22 protein-coding genes are annotated in these 25,056 nt (G+C 65.7%); 14 read left to right on the top strand and 8 right to left on the bottom strand.

All coding sequences use genetic code 11. The features are described 5' to 3' along the window. Position 1: 1 nt before the first annotated feature. The gene (locus Q0316_RS08725) at positions 2–1,570 is read right to left on the bottom strand and encodes a stimulus-sensing domain-containing protein (protein WP_298671363.1); all 1,569 of its coding nucleotides are present in this window, start codon (positions 1,568–1,570) and stop codon (positions 2–4) included. Beyond that, complete coding sequence (locus Q0316_RS08720) at positions 1,539–2,243, bottom strand: response regulator transcription factor (RefSeq protein WP_298671362.1); 705 nt, start codon at positions 2,241–2,243, stop codon at positions 1,539–1,541. Before Q0316_RS08720 ends, Q0316_RS08725 begins: the two co-directional genes overlap by 32 nt. Positions 2,244–2,382: 139 nt before the next feature. On the opposite strand from Q0316_RS08720, the gene Q0316_RS08715 reads away from it, so the two are divergent. Both Q0316_RS08715 and Q0316_RS08710 read left to right on the top strand, forming a co-directional pair. Then, positions 2,383–3,990 (top strand): phosphoenolpyruvate carboxykinase, encoded by a 1,608-nt coding sequence (locus tag Q0316_RS08715; RefSeq protein ID WP_298671360.1) that lies wholly within the window; start codon positions 2,383–2,385, stop codon positions 3,988–3,990. A gap of 69 nt (positions 3,991–4,059) precedes the next feature. Continuing rightward, complete coding sequence (locus Q0316_RS08710; RefSeq protein ID WP_298671358.1) at positions 4,060–4,392, top strand: hypothetical protein; 333 nt, start codon at positions 4,060–4,062, stop codon at positions 4,390–4,392. Here the strand turns inward: Q0316_RS08710 and Q0316_RS08705 are convergent. Together Q0316_RS08705 and Q0316_RS08700 are read right to left on the bottom strand one after the other, a co-directional pair. Next, complete coding sequence (locus Q0316_RS08705) at positions 4,354–4,842, bottom strand: NfeD family protein (protein ID WP_298671356.1); 489 nt, start codon at positions 4,840–4,842, stop codon at positions 4,354–4,356. The two genes, Q0316_RS08710 and Q0316_RS08705, sit on opposite strands and share 39 nt — an antisense overlap. Then, complete coding sequence (locus tag Q0316_RS08700; RefSeq protein WP_298671354.1) at positions 4,839–5,819, bottom strand: SPFH domain-containing protein; 981 nt, start codon at positions 5,817–5,819, stop codon at positions 4,839–4,841. The genes Q0316_RS08705 and Q0316_RS08700 overlap by 4 nt, the downstream gene beginning before the upstream one ends. A gap of 130 nt (positions 5,820–5,949) precedes the next feature. Between Q0316_RS08700 and guaB the strand changes: the two genes are divergently transcribed. From guaB to Q0316_RS08685, 3 genes are read left to right on the top strand one after another with little or no spacing between them, the layout of a single operon-like run. Beyond that, positions 5,950–7,407 carry an IMP dehydrogenase gene (guaB, locus tag Q0316_RS08695; protein ID WP_298671353.1) on the top strand — a complete coding sequence of 486 codons (1,458 nt, stop codon included), beginning with the start codon at positions 5,950–5,952 and terminating at the stop codon, positions 7,405–7,407. 15 nt (positions 7,408–7,422) lie between these two features. Continuing rightward, positions 7,423–8,598, top strand: coding sequence for an RsmB/NOP family class I SAM-dependent RNA methyltransferase (locus Q0316_RS08690; RefSeq protein ID WP_298671352.1), 1,176 nt, complete (start codon positions 7,423–7,425; stop codon positions 8,596–8,598). 34 nt (positions 8,599–8,632) lie between these two features. Continuing rightward, on the top strand, positions 8,633–9,139 hold the full coding sequence (locus Q0316_RS08685) for a tetratricopeptide repeat protein (RefSeq protein ID WP_298671394.1): 507 nt from the start codon (positions 8,633–8,635) through the stop codon (positions 9,137–9,139). Between the two features lie 17 nt (positions 9,140–9,156). Here the strand turns inward: Q0316_RS08685 and rsmA are convergent, their stop codons facing one another. The 4 genes from rsmA to Q0316_RS08665 form a co-directional block, all read right to left on the bottom strand. Further along, entirely contained in the window at positions 9,157–9,984 is an 828-nt protein-coding gene (gene rsmA / locus Q0316_RS08680) for a 16S rRNA (adenine(1518)-N(6)/adenine(1519)-N(6))-dimethyltransferase RsmA (protein WP_298671392.1), read from the bottom strand. A 2-nt stretch (positions 9,985–9,986) separates the two neighbouring features. Further along, positions 9,987–11,000, bottom strand: a complete 1,014-nt coding sequence (gene pdxA / locus Q0316_RS08675; protein WP_298671389.1) for a 4-hydroxythreonine-4-phosphate dehydrogenase PdxA — start codon at positions 10,998–11,000, stop codon at positions 9,987–9,989. Then, positions 10,993–12,357: a peptidylprolyl isomerase gene (locus Q0316_RS08670; RefSeq protein ID WP_298671350.1), complete on the bottom strand. Its 1,365-nt coding sequence runs from the start codon at positions 12,355–12,357 to the stop codon at positions 10,993–10,995. Before Q0316_RS08670 ends, pdxA begins: the two co-directional genes overlap by 8 nt. Positions 12,358–12,423: 66 nt before the next feature. Next, the gene (locus Q0316_RS08665) at positions 12,424–14,628 is read right to left on the bottom strand and encodes an LPS assembly protein LptD (RefSeq protein WP_298671387.1); all 2,205 of its coding nucleotides are present in this window, start codon (positions 14,626–14,628) and stop codon (positions 12,424–12,426) included. Between the two features lie 189 nt (positions 14,629–14,817). On the opposite strand from Q0316_RS08665, the gene Q0316_RS08660 reads away from it, so the two are divergent. The 9 genes from Q0316_RS08660 (at position 14,818) to Q0316_RS08620 (ending at position 25,003) form a co-directional block, all read left to right on the top strand. Further along, positions 14,818–16,290 (top strand): leucyl aminopeptidase, encoded by a 1,473-nt coding sequence (locus Q0316_RS08660; RefSeq protein ID WP_298671349.1) that lies wholly within the window; start codon positions 14,818–14,820, stop codon positions 16,288–16,290. Between the two features lie 13 nt (positions 16,291–16,303). Further along, the gene (locus Q0316_RS08655) at positions 16,304–16,744 is read left to right on the top strand and encodes a DNA polymerase III subunit chi (RefSeq protein WP_298671348.1); all 441 of its coding nucleotides are present in this window, start codon (positions 16,304–16,306) and stop codon (positions 16,742–16,744) included. Positions 16,745–16,826: 82 nt separating this feature from the next. Continuing rightward, on the top strand, positions 16,827–17,249 hold the full coding sequence (ndk, locus tag Q0316_RS08650) for a nucleoside-diphosphate kinase (protein WP_298671386.1): 423 nt from the start codon (positions 16,827–16,829) through the stop codon (positions 17,247–17,249). Positions 17,250–17,262: 13 nt separating this feature from the next. Beyond that, complete coding sequence (locus tag Q0316_RS08645) at positions 17,263–17,769, top strand: GNAT family N-acetyltransferase (RefSeq protein ID WP_367179667.1); 507 nt, start codon at positions 17,263–17,265, stop codon at positions 17,767–17,769. Positions 17,770–17,835: 66 nt separating this feature from the next. Next, positions 17,836–18,834 carry a tRNA dihydrouridine synthase DusB gene (gene dusB / locus Q0316_RS08640; protein ID WP_298671344.1) on the top strand — a complete coding sequence of 333 codons (999 nt, stop codon included), beginning with the start codon at positions 17,836–17,838 and terminating at the stop codon, positions 18,832–18,834. Next, complete coding sequence (locus Q0316_RS08635; protein WP_298671342.1) at positions 18,810–19,907, top strand: ATP-binding protein; 1,098 nt, start codon at positions 18,810–18,812, stop codon at positions 19,905–19,907. The genes dusB and Q0316_RS08635 overlap by 25 nt, the downstream gene beginning before the upstream one ends. Beyond that, the gene (ntrC, locus tag Q0316_RS08630; protein ID WP_298671340.1) at positions 19,904–21,334 is read left to right on the top strand and encodes a nitrogen regulation protein NR(I); all 1,431 of its coding nucleotides are present in this window, start codon (positions 19,904–19,906) and stop codon (positions 21,332–21,334) included. The genes Q0316_RS08635 and ntrC overlap by 4 nt, the downstream gene beginning before the upstream one ends. A 61-nt stretch (positions 21,335–21,395) precedes the next feature. Further along, positions 21,396–23,630: an ATP-binding protein gene (locus Q0316_RS08625; RefSeq protein ID WP_298671338.1), complete on the top strand. Its 2,235-nt coding sequence runs from the start codon at positions 21,396–21,398 to the stop codon at positions 23,628–23,630. Positions 23,631–23,632: 2 nt separating this feature from the next. Beyond that, on the top strand, positions 23,633–25,003 hold the full coding sequence (locus tag Q0316_RS08620; protein WP_298671336.1) for a sigma-54 dependent transcriptional regulator: 1,371 nt from the start codon (positions 23,633–23,635) through the stop codon (positions 25,001–25,003). Positions 25,004–25,056: the final 53 nt, after the last annotated feature.

The raw sequence follows: 25,056 nt of genomic DNA, 5'->3' as shown, positions 1-25,056 counted from the left end.
TTCAGCCCCTTCCGTCCGCCAGCGGCAATCGCACGATGAAACGCGCGCCGCTCAGCCGGTCCTCCCGGCTCTGCACGCTGATCGCGCCCTGATGCGCCTCGACTATCGTTCGCGCGATCGCAAGGCCAAGCCCGGAATGTTGCCCAAACGCCTCACTTTGTGGCCGGATCGACTGGAAGCGGCGGAATATCGCCTCCCGCGCATCCTCCGGCACGCCAGGGCCTTCGTCCTCGACGCGGACCTCCAGTGCCCCGTCGATCCGCCGCGCCGCGATCGCGATCAGCCCGCCATTGGGGGAAAAGGACAAAGCATTGTCGATCAGATTTTCGAAGACGCGTTCCAGCCGCGCACCTTCACCTGAGATGACGAGATGCTCGTCGTCGGGCCGATCGAAGCGGATGCGGATATCACGCTCTATCCCGCGTTCGCGCCGCTGCGCCACCATGCCGTCGATCATCGCGCCAACGTCGATCGGCTCGAATTTCGCGCGGCTGAGCTGCGCATCGAGCCGCGATGCCTCCGATATGTCGGTTATCAGGCGATCGAGCCGGTGAACGTCATCCCGCACGATCGCCAGCAGCTTTTCCTGAAGCGCCGGATCCTTGACATGGCCGAGCCCCTCGATCGCCGAGCGCAGCGACGCGAGCGGGTTCTTCAACTCATGCGTAACGTCCGCCGCGAAGGCTTCGGTCGCGTCGATCCGCGCGCGCAGCGCAAGGCTCATGTCAGACAATGCGCGCGCCAGCATCCCGATCTCGTCCTTGCGCGCCGGCAGCCGCGGCACCACCACTTCGCGCGCGCGGCCAAGCCGCACGCGCACCGCCGCCCGCGCCAGCCGCCGAAGCGGGCGGACGATCGTGCGCGCCAGAAACAGTGAAAGAAGGATCGAGACGATCGTTACCGTCAGTAGCACCAGGCTGAGGCGATAGCGCTCGACCCGCACCGTCTGGGTGATATCGCGCGCGTTGATCGCGGTGAGCACCGCCGCGCCATCGAGCAGCGGGGCGGCGGCGGTAATCACCGGGGTGCGATCGGGCGCGCGCCAGACGGTCGCGGCGACATGGCCGGTTTGCGCGGTGCGCACGTCGGGCCAGCGCAGGCCGTTGGCATGATCGCGATAGAGCGGTGCGCGTACCGCGCCGACAACTGTGTCGATTCCGGCATCGAGGAAGCGCGCGATCCGCTGGCCACGATCATCCTTGTCGGGATCGAGCAACTGGAAATTGCGTTTGCCCAGCGCCCGGCTGTCCACGATCAGCGCGCCATCGGGGCCGAACAGGCGGATGCGCGTGCCCGTATCCTGCGCGAGCTGGAGAATCAGTGGGTTGCGCAATTTCGGCGTCACCGTCTGCAACGCCTCCGCGATCAGCCGCGCCTCGCGCATCGCCTGCTCGGTGCGATTGTCGAGAATCCGCACGCGATACGAATCGAGGTAGAAAAAGCCGCCGGCCAGCAGCAGCAGCGCGAAGATGTTGACCGCCAGAATGCGGCGCGTCAGCGAAACCCGGCCGGACCAGCGCAGCGCGAGATCGCTGCCCTCATTCCTCGGAGAAACGATATCCGGCGCCATAGAGCGTCTCGATAGCGTCGAATTCCGAATCAACCTCACGAAACTTTCGCCGCACGCGCTTGATGTGCGAATCGATCGTGCGATCGTCGACGTAGATGTCGTCCTGATATGCCGCATCCATCAATTGGTTGCGGGTGCGCACGATGCCGGGGCGCTGGGCGAGCGTTTCGAGGATCAGGAATTCGGTGACCGTCAGCGTAACCGGCGTGCCCGCCCAGGTCACGCGGTGGCGCGCCGGGTCCATCACCAGCCGCCCGCGCTCAAGCGGCCCCTGCGTCTCGATTTCGGTGCCCTCGGGCGATTGCGTCAATTCCGCGCGGCGCAGGATCGCGCGGATGCGCGCGATCAGCAGGCGCTGGCTGAAGGGCTTGGCGATATAATCGTCCGCGCCCATCGCAAGGCCAAGTGCTTCGTCCAGTTCATCGTCCTTGCTTGTCAGGAAGATGACCGGAATCTGGCTTTTCTCACGCAGCCGCCGCAGCAGTTCCAATCCGTCCATGCGCGGCATCTTGATATCGAAGATCGCAAGATCGGGCGGATTGTCGATCAGCGCCTTCAGCGCCGTTTCGCCATCCGAATAGACGCGGGTGAGGAAGCCCTCGGTCTGAAGCGCGATCGAGACCGAAGCGAGAATATTCCGGTCGTCGTCGACGAGCGCGATCGTTGCCGTCATGGTACAAGCGCGTAATCCAAAGATGGCACGGGCTCAATGCCTGGCTCGTTTGACGGCGCGGGGCTCTAATTCTATGCGGGCCGGGTTACCGCGCCGAACGCGGAGCTGCGCAATTCTTAGGTTTTTAGGGGAAGTGCTTGTGAGTGATCGTGTGCCAGCAGCCGGGCTCGAAGCCCAGGGAATTGAAACCCGCGCGACGCTGCACTGGAATCTTGAAACCGCCCGATTGGTCGAGGCCGCGGTGACGCGCGGCGAGGGCAGGCTTGCCGCCGATGGCCCGCTGGTGGTGGAAACCGGGCAGCACACCGGTCGTTCGGCACAGGACAAGTTCATCGTCAAGGATGCCGAAACCGCCGATACGGTGTGGTGGGGCAAGACGAACAAGGCGATGGACCCGGCGCATTTCGCCGCGCTGAAGGCCGATTTTTTCGCGGCGCTCAGCGACAAGAGCGATCTATACGTGCAGGATCTGTTCGGCGGATCGCAGCCGTCGTATCGCGTCCGCGTCCGCGTCATCAATGAACTGGCGTGGCACAATCTGTTCATCCGCACGATGCTGGTGCGGCCAGACGCTGCGGAACTGAAAGGGTTCGAGGCGGATTACACGATCATCGACCTGCCGAGCTTCCGCGCCGATCCGGCACGCCACGGCTGCCGCAGCGAGACGGTGATCGCGGTCAATTTCACCGAGAAGCTGATCCTGATCGGCGGCACGCGTTATGCGGGCGAGATGAAGAAATCGGTCTTCGGCCTGCTCAACTATCTGCTGCCGATGGATGGCGTGATGCCGATGCATTGTTCGGCGAATATGGGGGCGGATGGCTCCACCGCCGTGTTCTTCGGGCTTTCGGGCACCGGCAAGACCACGCTTTCGGCGGATGCCAGCCGCACGCTGATCGGCGATGACGAACATGGCTGGTCGGATACCGCCGTCTTCAATTTTGAGGGTGGCTGCTACGCCAAGATGATCCGCCTCTCGGCGGAGGCCGAGCCGGAAATCTTCGCGACCACCAAGCGCTTCGGCACCGTGCTCGAAAATGTCGTGATGGACCCGGATTCGCGCGAACTCGATCTCGACGACGCGACGCTGGCCGAGAACAGCCGTGGCGCCTATCCGATCGACTTCATTCCCAACGCCTCCAGGGAGAATATGGGCGGCGTCCCGAAGAATATCGTGATGCTGACGGCGGACGCTTATGGCGTGCTGCCGCCGATCGCGAAAATGACGCCGGATCAGGCAATGTATCATTTCCTCTCGGGCTATACCGCGCGTGTCGCGGGCACCGAGATCGGCGTGACCGAGCCGGACGCCACTTTCTCCACCTGCTTTGGTGCCCCGTTCATGCCGCGGCATCCGTCGGTCTATGGCAATCTGCTCAAGGAGCGGATCGCCAGGGGCGGGGTGGATTGCTGGCTGGTCAACACGGGCTGGACCGGCGGCAAATATGGCGTCGGCAATCGTATGCCGATCAAGGCGACCCGCGCGCTGCTCAACGCGGCGCTGGACGGCAGCCTCAACGATGCCGAGTTCCGCACCGATCCGAATTTCGGCTTCAAGGTGCCGGTGAGCGTGCCGGGGGTCGATGCGACGATCCTCGATCCGCGCGCGACCTGGGCCAATCCGGCCGAATATGACGCCGCCGCCGCGAAGCTTGTCGATCAGTTCAACGAGAATTTCGCGCAATTCGCCGATCACGTCGATGAAGGCGTGCGTCAATCGGCGCCCAGGGTTCCGCAAACCGTCTGATCCTGCTCGCGCGCCTCGGCGGTGGCTGCTACAACGGCCACCCCGGGGGCTGCTTTCGCGAGGTTTACCATGGGAATTATCGACAGTCTGCTAAGTCAGCTCGGATCGAACGTGGACGTGGCAAATCTCGCCACCAAGGTCGGTCTGTCGCAGGATCAGGTCGAACAGGCGATCACCGCGCTCAGCCAGGCGCATACCGAGCCGGGCGACACGGTGGACAGCGCGGCGCAGAGCACCGGGCTTCCCGCCGACACCCTGCAACAGATCGTCGGGCATATCGGCGGCGAAGGCTCGCTTGGCCAGTTCGCGGAAATGATCGGTGCCGCCGGCGGCGAAGGTAGCGAAGGCGGGGCGGGTGGCCTGTTATCGGGGCTTGCGGGCAAGCTGTTCGGAAAGAGCTGAGCCGAGCGGCTCGACGCGGAGCACGCCGTTTTCCACGGCGATGACCCGCATATGCGTGCCGGCGGCGGTATCCGGGCCGCTCGCCGGCCACGTGCCGTCGCCCAGTATCGCGCGCCCGGAGCCGTCGATGATCGGTTCGGCGATGATGACGATCGTGCCGATGATCCGCGCCGCGCGATCGTTGAGCATTGGATCGGTCGTTTCCAGCGGATAATCACGATACCAGCGGCGGCCGATCGTCACCGCGACGATGCTCCATGCCGCGAAGCTGCCGGCCTGGGCGATCAGCGGCAGATCGGGCAGGACGAACAGCGCGAGCCCGGTGATCGCCGCCGCGATCGCGAGAAAGATCAGGAACACGCCGGGAATCGCAAGCTCCGCCATTCCCAGCACGATCGCGGCGACGATCCACGCCGCTGCCAGATGGTTCACGATCTCATCGACGATCATTGCTGGCCGATCGACCCTTTCACGCGCGGAACAGAACGCTCGAGCGGCGTTTCGGCGGCGGGTTTGACGGTATCGGCCAGCGCCTCCTTCGCCAGTTCGCCGATCCCGCCCAGCGTGCCGATCAACTGCGTCGCCTCGACCGGGAACAGGATCGTCTTCGCGTTGGGTGAGGTCGCGAATTTGCCCACCGCCTCCACATATTTCTGCGCGATGAAATAGTTGAGCGACTGGCTCGACCCCGCCTCGATCGCATCGGAGACGAGTTGGGTCGCCTTCGCTTCGGCCTGTGCCGCGCGTTCGCGTGCCTCGGCATCGCGGAACGCTGATTCCTGCCGGCCCTCCGCCTCCAGAATACGCGCCTGCTTCTGCCCTTCGGCGCGTAGGATTTCCGATGCGCGCGCGCCTTCGGCATCGAGAATATTGGCGCGTTTCTCGCGCTCCGCCTTCATCTGCCGCGCCATCGCGTTGACAATATCCTGCGGCGGGCGGATATCCTTGATCTCGACCCGCGTGATCTTCACCCCCCATGGCGTGGTCGCGTGATCGACGACGGACAGCAGCCGCGCATTGATCTCATCCCGCTTTGAAAGCGTTTCATCGAGATCCATCGCCCCCATCACGGTACGCAGGTTGGTGGTGACGAGATTGAGCAGCGCGACATACAGATCGCTGACCTCATAGGCCGCCTTGGCCGCATCCAGCACCTGGAAGAACACGACCCCGTCGGTAGAGATCATCGCATTGTCCTTGGTGATGATCTCCTGCCCCGGAATATCAATCACCTGCTCCATCATATTCACCCGCCGACCGACGCGATAAAAGAAGGCGGGGTAAAAATTGAAGCCGGGGGCCGCCGTTGTCGTGTAGCGGCCGAAATGTTCGATCGTATATTGATAGCCTTGCCGCACGATCTTGATGCTCGTCATGAGGTAGAAAAGCACCAGCGCGATCAGCAGGAGCGCAACGGTTATCGCCATGATTTTTTCAACCTCTCCCGATTGATGGCGCATATCATAGCCGCGCGGCGAGCGAGGGCCTAGCGAAACCGCGCCGACGCGGTTACATGGCCCGCCACTTCCTCTCCCCCATGCAGGATTCGGCACGCTTATGGACATCCGCCTCGGCCTCACTTTCGACGATGTCCTTCTGGTTCCCGCCGAATCGAGCGTGTTGCCCAGCGCAGCCGATACGCGGACCCAGGTGACGCGCGGCATCGCGCTCAACATCCCGATCCTTTCCAGCGCGATGGATACCGTGACTGAAGCCGATATGGCGATCGTCATGGCGCAGCTTGGCGGCCTGGGCGTGCTCCACCGCAATCTCACCGTCGATGAGCAGGTCGCGGCGGTGCGGCAGGTGAAGCGGTTCGAAAGCGGCATGGTGGTCAATCCGATCACCATCGCGCCCGATGCGTCGTTGGCCGAAGCGCAGGCGCTGATGGCGCAGCACCGCATCAGCGGCATCCCCGTGGTGGAGAAGGGCGGGAAACTCGTCGGCATCCTCACCAATCGCGACGTGCGCTTCGCGGAAAATCCGCGCCAGCAGGTCAGCGAACTGATGACGCGGGAGAATCTGGCGACGGTCAAAAGCGGTGTCGGGCAGGAGGAAGCGCGCCGGCTGCTTCATCAGCGGCGGATCGAGAAGCTGCTGGTGGTTGACGAGGATTATCGCTGCATCGGCCTGATTACGGTGAAGGATATCGAAAAAGCGGTCACCTATCCCGATGCGACCAAGGATGCGGCGGGCCGCCTGCGCGTCGCCGCCGCCACCACGGTCGGCGACAAGGGCTTCGCGCGGACCGAGGCGCTGGTGGACGCGGAATGCGATCTGATCGTCATTGATACCGCGCACGGCCATAATCGCGATGTCGCGGCGGCGGTGGAGCGCGTGAAGAAGCTTTCGAACGCAGTACAGGTTGTCGCGGGCAATGTCGCGACCGGGGAGGCGACGCGGGCGCTGATTGATGCAGGCGCGGATGGGATCAAGGTCGGCATCGGGCCGGGGTCGATCTGCACGACGCGGATCGTCGCCGGGGTGGGCGTCCCCCAGCTTACCGCCGTCATGGATTGCGCCGAAGCCGCCGCGAAAGCGGGTGTGCCGGTGATCGCCGACGGCGGGCTGCGCACCTCGGGCGATCTCGCCAAGGCGCTAGCCGCCGGGGCATCGACCTGTATGGTCGGTTCGCTGCTCGCCGGCACCGAGGAAGCGCCGGGAGAAACTTTCCTTTATCAAGGGCGTGCGTATAAATCCTATCGCGGCATGGGAAGTGTCGGGGCGATGGGCCGCGGCTCCGCCGATCGCTATTTCCAGGGCGATATCAAGGATCAGCTCAAACTGGTGCCCGAGGGGATCGAGGGGCAGGTCGCCTTCAAGGGGCCGGCGCGCGAAGTGATCCATCAGCTCGTCGGCGGGATCAAGGCGGCGATGGGCTACACCGGCTCCGCGACGATCCCCGATTTCCAGCGTCGCGCGCAGTTCGTGCGCATCACGGGCGCGGGGCTGAAGGAAAGCCACGTTCACGACGTGACGATCACCCGTGAGGCGCCGAATTATCCGACGCGCTGACTTGAGCTTCGCCCGATGACGCCCGCGGCACGCATTCAGGCGGCGATCGAGGTGCTCGATCTCGTTCTCGCCGCCGCGCGTGAGGGCGGGGCCGCCGCCGATACGATCGTCCAGCGTTATTTCTCCACCCGGCGCTACGCCGGATCGAAAGACCGTCGTGCGGTGCGCGAACTGGTGTTCGGCGCGATCCGCGTTTGCGGAGAGACCCCGGCATCGGGGCGCGCGGCGATGCTGCTGCTTGCTGCCGACGATGCGGCTCTGGCGGCTGGCTTCGATGGTTCGCCGCATGGACCAGCGCCTATTACCCCCGACGAGCCGGTCGCCGCCGCTGGCGCGGCACCGGCGTGGCTGGCCGAGCGGATGCGCGTGGCGGACCTCGACGACGAAGAACTCGCGGCACTGGTTACCCGCGCGCCGCTCGACATCCGCGTCAACACGCTGGGCGCCACTGTCGAGGAATTGCTGGCGGAAATGCCCGGAACCACGCGGATCGCGGGCGCGCCCGATGCGCTTCGCCTGCCCGCCGGCACCAATGTAGAGCCGTTCGCCGGGCGGCTTGAGGTGCAGGACGCGGGCAGCCAGATCGTCGCTGGCGCGGCAAAGGCCCAGCCGGGCATGACGATCGTGGACCTGTGCGCGGGGGCAGGCGGCAAGACGCTCGCGCTGGCCGCCGCGATGCGCGACACGGGCCGCATCATCGCGGCGGACACCGATCGCGCGCGGCTGAACCGGCTTGCGCCGCGCGCCGCCCGCGCGGGTGTTTCCATCGTCGAAACATTGCTGCTCGATCCGGGGCACGAACTGGCGGCGCTGGAGGATCAGCGCGGCGTGGCGGATGTGGTGCTGATCGACGCGCCCTGTTCCGGCACCGGCACGTGGCGGCGCAATCCCGAGGCGCGCTGGCGGCTCACCCCGGCGCGGCTGGCGCGGCTGGAGGAAACCCAGCGCCGGCTGCTCGATATCGGCGCCGCGCTGGTTCGGCCGGGCGGGGCGCTGGTGCATATCGTCTGCTCGCTGCTCGATGAGGAAGGCGCGGGGCAGGTGGCCGATTTCCTCGCGCGCAATCCGGGATGGTCAGCCGATACGCTCGCGCTTCCGGCAGGGCGCCCGCGTGGCGCGGGGCTTCGCCTCACACCGGCGCATGACGCGACAGACGGCTTTTTTGTCGCGCGCCTGATCGCCCCATGCTAATCCGATGCCTGTCGTGCCGAAGCCGGAGCTAATCATGCGTTTCTCGTCGGTTGCCGTCGCCGCTTCGCTGGCGCTGGTTTCGATTTCCACCTCGCTCCACGGCCAGCGCCCGGATGACCAGATCGACGCGCGCTCGATGGCGCTGCTGGCGCAGGGGAAGGCGGCCAAGGCGGCGGGCAATCTCGATGGCGCGAGCGATGCGCTGGAAAGCGCACTGGCGGTTGATCCGCGTAACCGGCAGGCGTTTATCGTGCTCGCGCAGGTTGCGGAAACACGCGGGCTTTCGGGCAAGGCGATCCGTTACTATCGCGAGGCGCTGACGCTGGAGCCGAACGATCCCGTCGCCCTGAAGGGGCAGGGCGAGGCGCTGGTCGCAAAGGGCGCGATGGCGCGGGCGAAGGAGAATCTCGCCAGGTTGCGCACCGTCTGCAAGGGCGAATGCCCGCAAGCGAATGAACTCGCCGCGGTGATCGCCAAGGGGCCACCGCCGGTCACCACCGCGCAGGTGACGCCGGCCAAGGCGGTCCCGGCCAAGGACTGATCCCACGCGTCCGCGCGTCAGGCGGGTTTGCGTTCCTCATCGAGCCGTCGTGCGACGCGGATGAATTCCGCCACGCTCACGGTTTCGGCGCGCCGCGTCGCGTCGATGCCTTCCGCCAGCAGCGCATCGAGCGCGCCGGCAACCCCGCGCAGGCTTTGTCGCAGCATCTTGCGGCGCTGGCCGAAGGCGGCTGCCGTCAGTTGCTCAAGCGTTTTGAGCGAGATGCCCTCAGGTGCTTCGGTCGGGACGAGGTGGACGACCGCGGACATCACCTTCGGCGGCGGCGTGAACGCCGAGCGATGCACCGGCATCGCGATCCGTGCCGTCGCGCGCCATTGCGCCAGCACGGCGAGGCGCCCGTAGGCGTCACTGCCCGGCGCGGCGACGATGCGATCCGCCACCTCGCGCTGGAACATCAGGGTGAGCGATCGCCACCACGGCAGCCATGCAGCGGAAAGCCATCCGACGAACAGCGCGGTGCCGACATTATACGGCAGGTTCGAGACGATATGCGGCGCGCCATCGAACAGCGCGCGTGCGTCTATCTCCAGCGCATCGCCTTCGATCACCTGCAATCGCCCCGGATAGGCGTCGGCCAGTTCGGCGAGCGCGGGGAGGCAGCGGCGATCGCGCTCGATCGCGGTGACGCGCGCGCCCGCCGCGAGCAGCGCGCGGGTAAGGCCACCGGGGCCGGGGCCAACCTCCAGCACCTCGGCACCGTCTAGATCGCCGGGAATGGCGGCGATCCGGGCGAGAAGCTGCGCGTCGAACAGGAAATTCTGCCCAAGCGCCCTGGAGGCGGAAAGGCCGTGCCGCGCGATCACCTCGCGCAGCGGCGGAAGCATGGTCACGCCGCCGGGCAGGCCGCGCGCCGCGCCGCCGCCTCTCCCGCCATGGCGATCGCGGCGATCATCGCGCCCGGCTCCGCGCGATCCTTGCCCGCAAGCGCGAAGGCGGTGCCGTGATCGGGCGAGGTGCGGACGATCGGCAGCCCCAGCGTGATGTTCACGCCCTCATCGAAATGCAGTGTTTTCAACGGGATCAGCGCCTGATCGTGATAGCAACACAGAACCGCGTCATATTGTGTGCGCGCGCGGGCGTGGAACAAGGTGTCGGCCGCGAACGGCCCGCGCGCGTCGATCCCCTCATCGCGTAGGATCGCGATCGCCGGCTCGATCAGATCAATCTCCTGCCGCCCGATCGCGCCACCTTCGCCCGCATGGGGATTGAGGCCGGCGAAAACCAGCCGCGCGTTCGCGATCCCGAAGTTCTTCGCCAGCCCGCGCGCGGTGGCCCGCGCCTTTGCAACGATCAGTTCGATCGTCAGCAATGCGGCGACGCGATCGAGCGGCACATGCGTGGTGATCGGCACGACACGCAGGCTCGGCCCGGCGAGCATCATCACGGCGTTGGCGCCCGCGATGCCGCAGCGTTCGGCGACGAATTCGGTCTGCCCCGGATGGGTGAAGCCGACCCCGTAAAGCTGCGCCTTGGAAACCGGGCCAGTGACGAGCGCGCCCGCAGCGCCGGACCGCGCGAGGCCAACGGCCAGTTCAAGCGAATGTAGCGCGCAGCGCGCGCCGTCAGCATCAGGGGCGCCCGGCTCGATCTCTCCGGCATCCTCGACGGTCATCACCGGGAGCGCGCCGGCAAAGCAGCGCGCCACCTCAGCGATATCCGAAATGCGCGCGATCGGCCCCTGCCACACGCGCTCGATCGCGCGGGCGTCTCCCACCGCGACGAACGGGGGCAGGGCATGTGCGGCGCGCGCGTCCCACGCCTTGGCAATGATCTCCGGGCCGATCCCGGCGGGGTCACCCATGGAGATCGCTAGCGGAAGCACCGTCGATCCCTCAGCGATATTCCACCACCGCGTCCCGCCGCAGATCGCGCAACGCCTGTTGCGCGCGCAGGTTCACGCGCTGCTGTTCGAGCTGGCTCTGAATCTGGTCGGCACCGGGGAGTTGCCCGCTGGCCGCATCGTCGCGACCGCACAACACGAGGGTGCGGACGCCCTCGCTCGGCGAGCCGAACGGCGGACTGGCCTGGCCGACCTGCAACTGAAGCATGATTTCCTGCAATGCCGCGGGCAGATCGCGGATGCGGATCGTGTCGTTATCCACCACTTCGGCGCCGATCTGCGCGGCGACCTTGTCGACCGAGCCGCAGCCCTGCAGCTTGTGCGTGACATTGGCGAATTCGGCGGTGCGGGCGGAGGCCTGCGCCTGTGTCGTGCCCGGCGGGAACTTGATCGTCATCTGCTTCAGGCTGAGCCGCGCGTCACGCGGATCGGCGGTGAGCACCTGCCGCTTGTCGACCAGAAACAATATCGAATAACCACCCGGCACGGCGATCGGGCCGGCAACCTGCCCGACCTTCATCTGCGCGGCGGCCTCGGCCAGCACGTCGGGCAATTGCGTGCCGCGCACCCAGCCCAGATCGCCGTTCACGCCGCGCGTCGACGCTTCGGAGAAATTGTGCGCGAAATAGCCGAACGGCGCCTGCCCCTTGTGAATCTCGTCGATCAACTGGCGGCCGTTGGCATAAACCTGTTCGGAGCGATCCGGCGTCGCGCTGAGGTAGATTTCGTTGAGATGATATTCCTCGGCGCCCTTTGCAGCTTCAAGCCGCGCCAGAATCGCCTTCACCTCCACATCGCCGACATTGACGAACGGCTCGACGCGGCGGCGCAGGTAACGGCTCCACGCCAGTTCCGCCTCGATCTGCCGCCGGAGCGAGCGATCGGAGGAGCCACGCTCGCGCAGGAAGGCACTGAACTCCGCCGGCGTCTTACCGAAATTCTTCGCGACTCGCTCGAAGCTTTGCGTGACCTCGGCCTGGTTGATCTTCACGTCGGCGGTTTTCGCCTGCTGAATCTCCAGCACCTCGTCGATCAGTTGCCGAAGCACCTGAAGCCGCAGGCGATCATAATCCTCGCCCTTGAGGTTGAGATTGTTCGCCGCCATGATGAGCGCGGCGCGCTGATCCACGTCCGTCCCGGTAATCACGGTATCGTTGACGATCGCGGTAGCCTTGCGGATATTCGGATCTACCTTGCCGAAAATCTGCAGGTTCGCCGGGATATCCAGGCCGCTATTGTCCGGCACCGACTGGTCTTGAACTGTCTGCTGCTGGCCGAAGGCCGCGGTCGTCGCCGCCACCGCCAGCATCGCCCCGATCAAACGGCCATACCGCGCCGTCCCGTTCCGTCGCATCATCACTCTGGTTGGGTTCCTATTTTTTCGCAGCGTGGCGGGTCTGCTCCAGGCTTGCTGAATGCGGGCTTAGCGCCCGAGGTTCTTGAACGCCAGCGTCAACAGATAGCTGTTGCCCGCGCGCGCGTCGCCGGTGGTTTGATAATCGCGCCGCCAGGTCGCGCCGATCGTCAGGCAATCATCTTCATATGTGATCCCCAGCCGGTGGCGGACAGGATTGAATTTGGCGCTGGTCGCCGCGGATAATATCGGGGCGCTCGCCGATGCGCTGTTGGTGAGATCAATCACGGTCGATCCATAGGCGGACCAGAAGCGGGAAAGCTTGATCCGCCCGCCGACGCGCAATTCCTCCTGATCCTGCAAATCCTCCATCGAGGTGATGTTTCGATTGAGGCGCAGATAGCCGAGCATGAAATAGTTCGATCGCGAGCCGATCGTCGCGTCGATTTCATTGCGGCGAACCGCGAAATTGTCCTTGTCCACACGATAGCGGTGGATGATCGACACAAAATCGCGGAAGCGCAATTCGGTGCGACCGACGATATCGGAGAAACGATCGCTGAGCCCGGTGCCCTGCGGCAGGATCGACGGGCGATCGCTCAGGCGATAGCTCTGGCCGATCACCGTGGAGAGCGTGAATCCCGGCAGCGTCAGCGCCCATTCGGCGCCATAAGTCGCGCGGCTCGAATCCTCCCAACGATCGTAACCTGCGAAGCGGTTGAGTGCGAACAGGTTCGAATCCTCAAGATCAACCGCGCGGGCGTCCTCGTTCGGCACGTCGAGATTGTTGATCTGGGGCGATGCGACGATCTGGAAGCGCGGCGTGAAACGCTGCGTGCCCCCGAACAGCGATCCGACGAACGGCCAGCGTATGTCCACCGCGAGCGCCGCGATGCCGCGCGTGTGGAAACCGTCCAGCCCGCGATAGCTGGGCACGAGGGTGGCGGCGATGTCGCTGGTGTTATAGGCGTCCGCGCGGGCATAAGCGGTGAAGGTCACCTCCTGGCCGAGCGTGGTGATACGGCGCAGATCCCAGCGCACCGCCGCGAACGCACGCTGCGTATCCTGTCCCTGCGCGCGGGCGATCGCCAGCGTGTTGAGTTGCAACTGCACCGTGCCGCCCAGCAGCTCTTCGTGGATACGGCGGCGATAATCGAGTTCGGGCAGGGCAACGGGCTGAAGGCCCTGGATATCGCCGACGCGCATCGTCTGCACCGCCCAGCCGGCGAGCGAGAAATAGCTGTCGCGATCGACCCGCTCCAGCGCCAGCGTGGTGCGCAGCCGGTCATCGTTCGAAATGTCGTAGCGGCGCAGGAAGGTGCGATCGGTAACCAGCCGCATCGAGCCTGACAGGCTCCAGTTTTGATCGAACTGGAAACGCCCCACGCCATCCAGATAGCCGCGAAGGGCCATGCTGGTGGGCGCGTCGGGGCCGGCGGAAATGTCGTCGCTCCGCCGGCTGGCGGTGATGTAGCCGGTGAGGCTGATCGCCCCATTGGTTTCCAGCGCCTGATAATTCGCCTGCATCATCGGCAGGACGGCGCTGAACACATGCGGGGTGATGGTGATCGAGCGGTTGCGCGACAGATCGAAATAATATGGCGTGACGATTTCCAGCCCGTTCACCCCGTCGAGGCGAATGTTCGGGCTGAGCAGGCCGCTGGCGTTGCCATCGCCGACCGGATGGGAAAAGCGCGGCAGCGGGACGCTGGCGAAGCCGAAGACGTGAACGCGCGCGCCGGTGTAGTAAACCCGCTCGCGATCGGGCCGGTAGAGCACCTTGACGGCGGTGATCTTCCAGCTCGGATTTTTCGGGCAGCCGTCTGAATCGGTCACCGAACATGCCGAATAGGCGGCATGATTGAGCGAGATCGAGCCGTCGTCGTGCCGGGTGCCCTGTGTGGCGGCGAGGCGACCGCCCTGATCGAGCACGACGAGCAGGTTATGGACCACGCCGTCGCGCAGCGAATCGGTCAGGTCTATCGAATCGCCATAGGCCACATCACCTTCGGGATTGGTGATGGCGACATTGCCGTTCGCCACGACCTGCCCGGTCTTGCGATTCCACACGACACGCTCGGCCCGCAGACGCTGCCCCTGCCGGAACATGCGCACGTCGCCCGTCGCGGTGACGATATCGTCGTTATAATCATATTCGAGCGCGGTGGCGCTGAACTGGATTTGATCGTCCTCGCCTGGTGGCGCGTTCGCGGAAGGCGGCGGGGGCGCGATCGCGCGGTCCTGAAGATCCTGCGCCTCGGCTGCGCCCGCCATCAGGGCGAACGAAAGAGCGCAACAGGCCAGAAGGTCGAAACGCAACGCGCGCAATTCCCGCAACTTCGTCTGCGCGGCCGGAATGGCGGCGGACTTGCGCCCTATCGCATCGCAACGCGGCGCCTGCAACGCCTTGCCAGCCGATGCGGGAAGGGTCAGGGACCAGATGAAGGTATAGAGGATTGTGAGATGAAGATCGTTTTCGCCCAGTCGCGCGCCGCGGATGCCGATGTCGTTGCCCATGTCGTGAAGAAGGCCGATCTGCCCGCGCTCGCGCTTCCTGGCGTCGACGCCGCCGCTCGCGCGATTCTTGCCGCCGCGGCCACGGGGCAGCGCTTCGAAGGCGAGCCGGGGACTGTTGCGGAAGCCTTTGTCGGCGAGAGCCACGGGGTCACGCGCGTGCTGCTGCTCGGTGTCGGCGGTGGAGACGACGCATCTTACGAACGCGCGGGCGGGGCGTTGACGGCGAAGCTCATCACCTCGGGCGCAACGGGCGTTACGGTGGACCTCGCCGGCAGCGACGCGAGCGCGGTGGCCGCCGCGCGGCTGGCCGCCGGCGCGGCGCAGCGCGGCTGGCGGTTCGACGAATATCGCACCCGCCTGCCGGAAAAATCGAAGCCGACCCTTGCGACGGTGACGATCGTCGGCGCGCCGAACGGGAGCGAGGAAGCGTGGCGCGAACGCGACGCGGTGACGCAGGGGCTGGCGCTGACCCGCACGCTCGTCACCCTGCCGGCCAACATCCTCTATCCCGAAAGTTTCGTCGAGCGCGTCATCGCCGAAACGCAGGGCCTCGGCCTCGAAATCGAGGTGCTCGACGAGCCGGCGATGAAGAAGCTCGGCATGGGCGCGCTACTCGGCGTGTCGCAGGGCTCGCGCCGGGCGCCACGTCTGCTCGCGATGCGCTGGAACGGCGCGGGTTCGGGCGATCCGGCGCTGGCGCTGATCGGCAAGGGCGTCACCTTCGATACCGGCGGCATCTCGATCAAGCCCGCCGCCGGGATGGAGGACATGAAGTGGGATATGGGCGGCGCTGGCGCGGTCGCCGGCGCGATGAAGACGCTGGCGATGCGCAAGGCGAAGGCCAATGTCATCGGCATCTGCGGCCTGGTCGAGAACATGCCCGACGGCAATGCGCAGCGCCCCGGCGATGTCGTCACCTCGATGTCCGGCCAGACGATCGAGGTCATCAACACCGATGCCGAAGGGCGGCTGGTGCTGTGTGACTGCATCACCTGGGCGCAGAAAACCCACAAGGTGAAAACGATCGTGGATCTCGCCACGCTGACCGGCGCGATGATTATCAGCCTCGGCAGCGAACATGGCGGGTTGTTCGCGAACGATGATGCGCTGGCGGAAAAGCTGCTCGGCGCGGGCAAGGCGAGCGGCGATCCATTGTGGCGCTTCCCGCTTGGCGACGCTTATAACAAGCTGATCGACAGCCCAATCGCCGACATGAAGAATGTCGGGCCGCGCGGCGCGGGGTCGATCACGGCGGCGCAATTCCTCCAGCGTTTCGTGGAGGATGGTGTGAAATGGGCGCATCTCGACATCGCGGGCATGGTATGGGCCGATAAGGACGGGGCGACCTGGGCCAAGGGCGCGACCGGCTATGGCGTGCGGCTGCTCGATCGGTTCGTCGCGGATAATTTCGAGAGCTGATGCCGGGAAAGCCATGCAGGTCGATTTCTATCACCTGACGATCACCCCGCTTGACCGGGCGTTGCCGCAAATCGCCGAGAAGGTGGTGGCGTCCGGCAACCGGCTGCTGATCGTGGCCGCGGGCGAGCAGCAGCGTATCGCGCTCGATCGCCTGCTGTGGAGCTATGCGCCAGACAGTTTCCTACCTCATGCCCAGGCCGGTGCGGGCGACGACGGCGCGCAGCCGGTGCTGATCGCGGCGGAGGTCGATCCCGCGAACGGCGCGAAACACGTCGCGCTGGTCGACGGCGCGTGGCGCGATGCGGCGCTGGCGTTCGAGCGCGCGTTCCATTTCTTCGACGAGGAAACGATCGAGGCGGCGCGCGCGGCATGGCGCGGGCTTCAGGCGCATGAGGGCGTCGAGCGGCGCTACTGGAAGCAGAACGATGCCGGGCGCTGGGAGCAGGTGGCCTGACCTGTTGCGCTTTTTGCGCCCTCCGACTAAGCGCCGCGCAGTTTTTCCGCCAATCATCCATCCGAAGGAGCCCGTGACCGTCATGGCCGCGAACCGTACCTTTTCGATCATCAAGCCCGATGCCACCCGCCGCAACCTGACCGGCGCCGTCACCAAGATGCTGGAGGATGCCGGGCTGCGGGTCGTCGCTTCCAAGCGCATCCAGATGAGCAAGGCGCAGGCCGAGGGTTTCTACGCGGTCCACAAGGAACGCCCGTTCTTCAACGATCTGGTTTCCTTCATGACCTCCGGCCCGGTCGTCGTGCAGGTGCTGGAAGGGGAAAACGCCATGCAGCGCAACCGCGACATCATGGGCGCGACCAACCCGGAAAACGCCGAGCCGGGCACGATCCGCAAGGAACTGGCCGAGTCGATCGAGGCCAACACCGTCCACGGTTCGGATTCGGATGAGAATGCCGCGATCGAGATCGCCTATTTCTTCAAGCCCGAAGAAATCGTCGGCTGATATGGAATGGCGGTTGCGTCGTGCGGAAGCCGCCGACGCGGCCGCCTGTTCGCTGGTTGCCGGCGCGACGTTTCTTGAGGCGTTCGCCGGCATTCTCGACGGGGCGGATATCGTCGCGCATGTCGCCGCGAAATCCGCGCCCGCCAGCTTCCTCGCGTGGATCGCCGATCCGGTCAGCGTGGTGACGCTCGCCGAAACGGATCGCGGGGCCGCGCCGCTCGGCTATACCGTGCTCACCACGCCCGATCTGCCGGTGCCGGCGGAAGCGGGCGATATCGAATTGCGGCGCATCTATGCGTTGCTCCCCACCCACGGCACGGGCATGGCCGCCGCGCTGATGGAGCGGGCGTGCGCGGATGCGCGCGCGCAGGGGTGCCGGCGCGTTCTCCTCGGCGTTTATGGCGGGAATCACCGTGCCCAGCGTTTCTATGCCAAACAGGGCTTAACCGTGGTCGGTGAGCGGCGCTTCCTTGTCGGATCGACCTGGCACGACGACCTGATCTTCGCCCGCGCGCTATAGCTTTCACAGGCACCGCACCTTGCCAGCGCGGTCCGCTTGTCCTAACTGCCCATTTTTCAGGCAGCCATGCGAACCCTAGCTCCCATTCAGATCGGCCCGGTGCGGATCGACAATCCGGTGGTTCTCGCGCCGATGACCGGCGTGACGGATCAGCCGTTCCGCACGCTCGTGCGCCGTTATGGCTCCGGGCTCAATGTCACCGAGATGATCGCCAGTCAGGCGGCGCTGCGCGAGACGCGGCAGTCGATCCAGAAAGCGGCATGGCATCTGTCGGAGGAGCCGGTGTCGATGCAGCTTGTCGGCTGTACCCCGTATGAGATGGGGGAGGCGGCGAAGCTTGCGGAGGACAAGGGCGCCGCGATCATCGACATCAATATGGGTTGCCCGGTCCGCAAGGTGACGAACGGCGATGCGGGATCGGCGCTGATGCGCGATCTCGGGCTCGCCGGCGGCATCATCGCGGCGGTGGTGAAGGCGGTGAAGGCCCCCGTTACGCTCAAGATGCGGATGGGCTGGTGCCACGACAGTCTGAATGCGCCCGAGCTTGCCCGGATCGCGGAGGATCTCGGCTGCCGGATGATTACCGTCCATGGTCGCACCCGAAATCAGATGTACAAGGGCACCGCCGATTGGGCGTTCGTGCGCGGGGTGAAGGATGCGGTGACGGTGCCAGTGATCGTCAACGGCGACATATGCAGCCTTGAGGATGCCAGCCGCGCGCTGGAACTTTCCGGCGCGGATGGGGTGATGATCGGGCGCGGCGCTTATGGCCGCCCGTGGTTCCTGGCGCAGGTGATGGAATGGCTCACCACCGGCGCGCGCGTCGAAGACCCCGCCATCGAGGATCAATATATCGCGATTACCGAGCATTATGAAGCGATGCTCGCGCATTATGGCACGATGACCGGCGTGAACATGGCACGCAAGCATATCGGCTGGTACACCAAGGGGCTGCCTGGATCGGCGGAGTTCCGCAACAAGGTCAATCAGGAGCCGGATGCGAAGCGCGTACAGGCGATGCTCGCGGAATTCTACGCCCCATGGCGCAGCCGCGCGGCGGCGTGATGCCGGGCGCGCGGGGCACGGGACAGGCGCCCGAGCCGGCGGAAGTGCTCGCGGCATTGCCAGTCGCGGTGTTGCTCATCGACCCCGAGGATCGGGTAGTCCGCGCCAACGCCGAATGCGAATTGCTGCTCAACCGATCGGAACGCGCGATGGTCGGCCGGCCGCTGCGTGGCGTGCTGGCGCTTCCGGAGGAGGCGGGCGGGCAGGCGGGGCGCGGTTTCGCCGCCTTCGACACCGAAATCGAGACGCGCGGGAGCGGACGGCTGCGGGTCGATCTCGCGCAGGTCGAGCTTGTCGATCATCCCGGCTGGCGCGCGATCACGCTCCATAACGCGGCGACCACGCGGCGGCTGGGCCATTCCGCCGATCGCGCGGCGGCGGCACGTTCGGCGGTGGGGGCGGCGGCAATGCTGGCGCATGAGATCAAGAATCCGCTGTCCAGCATTCGCGGCGCGGCGCAGTTGATCGCGGACGGCGTGCCGGTGGACGAACTCACCCGGCTGATGATTGATGAAGTTGATCGGATCACCGCGCTGATTGATCGGATGGAGGATTTCACCGACACTCGCCCGCTCGTGCCCGAGCCGCTCAACATCTATCCGCTGCTCGCCCATGCCCGCAGCGTCGCGCTCGCCGGGTTCGCGCGCGGCGTGACGATCGAGGAGCGTTTCGATCCGTCGCTGCCGCCCGCGCTGGTCAACCGCGACGCATTACTTCAGGTGCTGCTGAACCTGCTCAAGAATGCCGCCGAAGTGCTTGGCGAACGGGGCGAACGGCGCATCGTCCTCGCCACCTCCTACCGCCACGGCATGGCGGTATCACCCGCGCCGGGCCAACCGCGCCTTCCGCTGCCGATCGAGATTTGCGTGATGGACACCGGCCCCGGCGCGCCGGAGGATATCGCCGAGCATCTGTTCGACCCGTTCGTATCGAGCCGCCCGGAAGGAAAAGGGCTTGGGCTGGCGCTGGTCGACAAGCTCATCCGCGACATGGGCGGCATCATCCAATATTCGCGCGAGGGCGTGCCGCACATGACCGTATTCCGCATCCTGCTGCCGAGGGCGACCGCGTGATTTCGGGTGAGGTGCTGCTGGTCGATGACGACAATGCGGTCCGCACCGTGGTGGCGCAGGCGCTGCGTCGCGCGGGGTATCGCGTGCGTACCGCCGCGAGCCTTGCGGAGCTTGATCGCGAGTTGAAGCTCGGCGCGCCGGATGTGCTCATCACCGATGTCGTGCTTCCCGATGGCGACGGGATCGAGAATGCGACCCGCCTGGTCAGCGAACGTCCGGACATGCCGGTGATCGTCCTGTCCGCACGCAACACGCTCGCCACCGCGGTGCGCGCCAATGAGGCGGGCGCCTATGATTATCTGCCCAAGCCGTTCGATCTCGATACGCTCAGCCGCACGGTGGCGAAGGCGCTCGCCCGGCGCGGCCCCGCGATCCCCCGCCCGGAGGCCGACGAGGATCAGGCGCTGCCGCTGATCGGGCGCTCCCCGGCGATGCAGGAAGTGTATCGCGTGATCGCGCGGCTGGTGTCGAACGACCTGACCGTGCTGGTGTCGGGCGAATCCGGCACGGGGAAGGAACTCGTCGCGCGCGCCATCCACGATCTCGGCGCGCGTCGACACGGGCCGTTCGTGGCGATCAACATGGCGGCGATCCCGCGCGAACTGATCGAGGCAGAACTGTTCGGGCATGAGCGTGGCGCGTTCACCGGCGCGGCGCAGCGCAATGCCGGCCGGTTCGAGCAGGCGGCGGGCGGCACCCTGTTTCTCGATGAAATCGGGGACATGCCGATCGAGGCGCAAACCCGGCTGCTCCGGGTGTTGCAGCAGGGCGAGTTCACGACGGTCGGCGGCTCGCGCACGATCCGCGCGGACGTTCGCATCATCGCCGCCACCAATCGCGATCTGCATCAGGCGGTGGCCCGTGGCGCGTTTCGCGAGGATCTCTATTACCGGCTCAATGTCGTGCCGATCGTGCTGCCCGCCCTGCGCGAACGGCGGCAGGATATCGGCGCGCTCGCCCGCCATTTCCTCGATCGCGCGGCGGAGGCCGGGCTGCCGCGCAAGATGCTGGGCGATGATGCGGTGGACGTGCTCCAGGCGCATGACTGGCCCGGCAATGTGCGCGAGCTTGAAAACCTCATGCGCCGGCTGGCCGCGCTTTTGCGTGACGACCGGATCAGCGCGGGCGAGATTCGCGAGATGCTCGGTGCGCCCGGCGTCGTGCCCGCGCTCGATCCGGCGATTGATGTCGCGGTGCGTGCCTATATCGAGCAACTGGCGCTGAGCGAACCGGCGGTGCTGGAAGACGGCACGCTCTACGATCGGCTGATCGCCGAAATGGAGCGACCGCTGATCGAAACCATGCTCGCGCGGTTTGGCGGCAATCAGTTGCGCGCGGCACGGGCGATGGGGCTGAATCGCAACACATTGCGCAAGCGTCTCGATATGCTGGGCATTGATCCGGTCGCGCGCTCGGCTGATCGCTGACCCAGGCGCGCCGGTCGATTATGTGTTCTCGCTGCAACACCTTTGTTGTAGCAGAGCGACGATGAACGCCGAACTGGCACGCACGGGGATCGAATCAGCGCCGAAACGGCGCTTCGTCGTGACGCCACTGATCGAGCTTGCCGTCCTGGCGCTCTCGATCAGCGTCGGCGTATCGAGCTATTTCGTGATCGAACATGCCGGGCGGCCACAAGGGCTGATCGCGCCGCCGCTGGTGGCATTGCTGCTCATCGCCAATCTCGTGCCGGGCATCGCGCTCATGATGCTGCTCGGCCGGCGGATCGCGAACCGCCGCGCGCGGCGTTCGCCGATCGGCGGGGAAGGGCGGCTACACGTCCGGCTCGTCGCGATTTTCTCGATCACGGCGGCGGTGCCGATGCTGCTCGTCACCATCGCCGCGTCGTTGCTGTTCCAATATGGCGTGCAATTCTGGTATTCCGATCGCGCGCGCGCGGTGTTCGAGAATGCGACGACGCTCACCCGCGCCTCATACAATCAGTTTCTCCAGCGGTGGGAAGAAGCCACCGTGACGATGGCGCAGGATATCTCCGATGAACTGCACCGCCGCCCGCTGGACGATCCGCGCTTCCGCCCCTTCCTGTTTCAGCAGACCTATTATCGCAGCCTGTCGGAAGCGTTCCTGTTCGCGGTTGCGCCCAATGGCGAATTGCAGACGCTGGCGTTCGTCAATCCCTATGACCTCAATCTCGCGCGACAGATTTCCGCGGACGCCGTGAGCGAGCTTCGGCGCGGGCAGCGCAGCGTGGTGACGGTGACGGGGGATCGCATCCAGACCGTAACGCGCGTGCCGGGGTCCGACATGTTCCTCTATGCAGCGCGGGTCACCGATCCGAAGCAGATGACGACGCAGACGCAGCGCGCGGAAGCGGCGCTCGCCAATTATCACGCGCTGCTGGCGAAGGCGCGAACGCTGCAGGTGCGCTTCAACGTCGCGTTGCTGCTGCTCTCGCTGCTGATCGTGGGGGTTGCGGTGTGGATCGCGCTGGCGGTGGCGGATCGGCTGGTGCGCCCGGTTGGCGAACTGGTCGATGCGGCGCGGCGCGTGGAAGGGGGCGATCTTTCGGCGCGCGTCGCCGACACCACCGCGCGGGACGAGGTGGGCACGCTGGCGACCGCCTTCAATCGCATGACCGAGCAGCTTCAGGCGCAGAACACCGCGCTTGTCACCGCCAATGCGCAACTGGACAGCCGGCGCGCCCTGATCGAAGCGGTGATGTCCGGCGTGTCGGCGGGGGTGATCTCGATCGCCGGCGATCGCACGGTGCGGCTCATCAACAGTTCGGCCGAAACGCTGCTTGGCATCTCGGAATCCCCGGCGGGCCGGTCGCTCGCGGCGGTCTCGCCCGAGCTGGACGCGCTGCTCGACGGCAATGCGCGCGAGGCGATCGTCCAGGTCACGGTGAACGCGGAGCCGAGGACGCTCGCGGTGCGCATCGCGCGCGACGGCACCGGCCCGATCCTGACGTTCGACGATATCACCCAGCAATTGCTCGATCAGCGCCGCGCCGCCTGGGCCGATGTCGCGCGGCGGATCGCGCATGAGATCAAGAATCCGCTCACCCCGATCCAGCTTGCAGCGGAGCGGCTCCAGCGGCGTTACGGCGCGAAGGTGGAGGAGGGGGATACCACCTTCGCCCGGCTGACCGATACGATCGTGCGTCAGGTGGGGGATTTGCGGCGCATGGTCGATGAATTTTCCTCCTTCGCGCGTATGCCAAAGCCGGTGTTCCGCATGGAATCGCTGGTCGATATCGCGCGGCAGACGATGTTTCTCCACGAGGTCGGGCATAGCGGGCTGCGCTTCGAACTGCTGCATGACGAGCCCGGCCCGACGCTGGTTTGCGATCGGCGCCAGATCGGGCAGGCGCTTACCAATATTGTCAAGAACGCGGTGGAAGCAATTGAAGCAAAAGGCGTTGATGGCGGCGAGGTCCGCATGACGCTGGCCGAGAAGCCCGGTCGTGTCACGATCACCGTCGCGGATACTGGCGTCGGCTTGCCGGTGGAGCGCGATCGCATCGTCGAACCTTATATGACAACGCGTGCACGGGGCACCGGCCTCGGCCTCGCGATCGTCAAGAAGATCGTCGAGGAACATTTTGGAACTATTTCATTTTCCGATCACGCCGGAGGTGGCGCGTTGGTTACCATGACGTTCGATACCACCGCGCTCGCCGGGCTGGATGCCGGAGACGATCTTGCCGCTGACGGCGATGTGGAAAGCATCGCGGCGCTAACCCCCAATCGGATGATCTGAACATGGCGCTCGACATTCTCGTCGTCGATGACGAACTCGATATCCGCGAACTGGTCGCCGGCGTATTGGAGGACGAAGGCTATGAAACGCGCGTCGCGGCTGACAGCGATTCCGCGCTGGAGGGCATTGCCGCGCGGCGCCCGAGCCTCGTCCTGCTCGATGTGTGGTTACAGGGCTCGCGGCTGGACGGGCTTCAGTTGCTCGATGAGATCAAGCGGCGCGATCCGTCGATCCCGGTGCTGATGATCTCCGGCCACGGCAATCTCGATACCGCGGTCGCCGCGATCCGTGCCGGGGCGGTCGATTTCATCGAAAAGCCGTTCCAGGCCGAGCGCCTGCTGCTGATGGTCGAGCGCGCGACGGAGACGGAGCGGCTGCGCCGTGAAGTCGCCTCGCTTCGCGCGTCGGCGGGGCGCGATACCGATCTCACCGGGAATTCCGGCGCGATCAACGCGGTCCGCGCGACATTGAAGCGTGTCGCCAGCACCGGCAGTCGTATCCTCATCACCGGCCCGGCGGGCGTCGGCAAGGAGATCGCCGCCCGCCTGCTCCACGGCTGGAGCCAGCGCGCCGGCGGCCCCTTCATAATCGTAAGCGCGGCCCGAATGACCCCGGAACGCGTTGAGGAGGAATTGTTCGGCGTGGAGGAGGGGGGCGATCTCGTCCGCCCCGGCCTGCTCGAACAGGCGCATGGCGGCACATTGTTCCTCGACGAAATCGCCGACATGCCGATTGCGACGCAGGCGCGCATCCTGCGCGTGCTGACCGATCAAAGCTTCACCCGCGTAAATGGCACGCGGCTGGTGAAGGTGGACGTGCGCGTTGTATCCGCCACCGCGCGCGATCTGACGCATGAGATTGCGGAAGGACGCTTCCGCGAGGATCTCTATTATCGCCTGAATGTCGTGCCGGTGGTGCTGCCGCCGCTGGCCGAACGTCGCGAGGATATCCCGCCGCTCATCGTGCATTTCGTTGCGCACTATGCCTCGGAACGGCGCGTGCCGACACCTGAGATCGCGGTTGATGCGATGGTCGCGCTGCAAAGTTACGACTGGCCGGGCAATGTCCGCCAGTTACGCAACGTCGTGGAGCGCACGATCATTCTCGCGCCGGGCGATCGCATCGGTCGGATCGACCTCGATCTTCTGCCGTCCGAGGTGCTGGGCGAAAGCGACGGCGCGGCGGGCACCGCGGCGATCATGGGGGCGCCTTTGCGTGAGGCACGGGAGAGCTTTGAGCGCGAATATCTTCGCGTCCAGATTCGGCGCTTTTCCGGCAATATTTCCCGTACCGCCTCGTTCATCGGGATGGAACGATCGGCGCTTCACCGCAAATTGAAACTGCTCGGCATCACGGAAACCCGAGAGGAATGACGCCCGCGCGCATCACCGTTGCGATGACGGTCGAGGGCCTCTAGATTGCCGCC

Origin of the sequence: uncultured Sphingomonas sp. (assembly GCF_937871615.1) — a bacterium.
In the GTDB taxonomy this organism is placed as follows: Bacteria; Pseudomonadota; Alphaproteobacteria; order Sphingomonadales; family Sphingomonadaceae; genus Sphingomonas.
The sequence above is the reverse complement of the archived record's forward strand: the minus strand, read 5'-3'. Positions and strand labels throughout refer to the sequence as shown.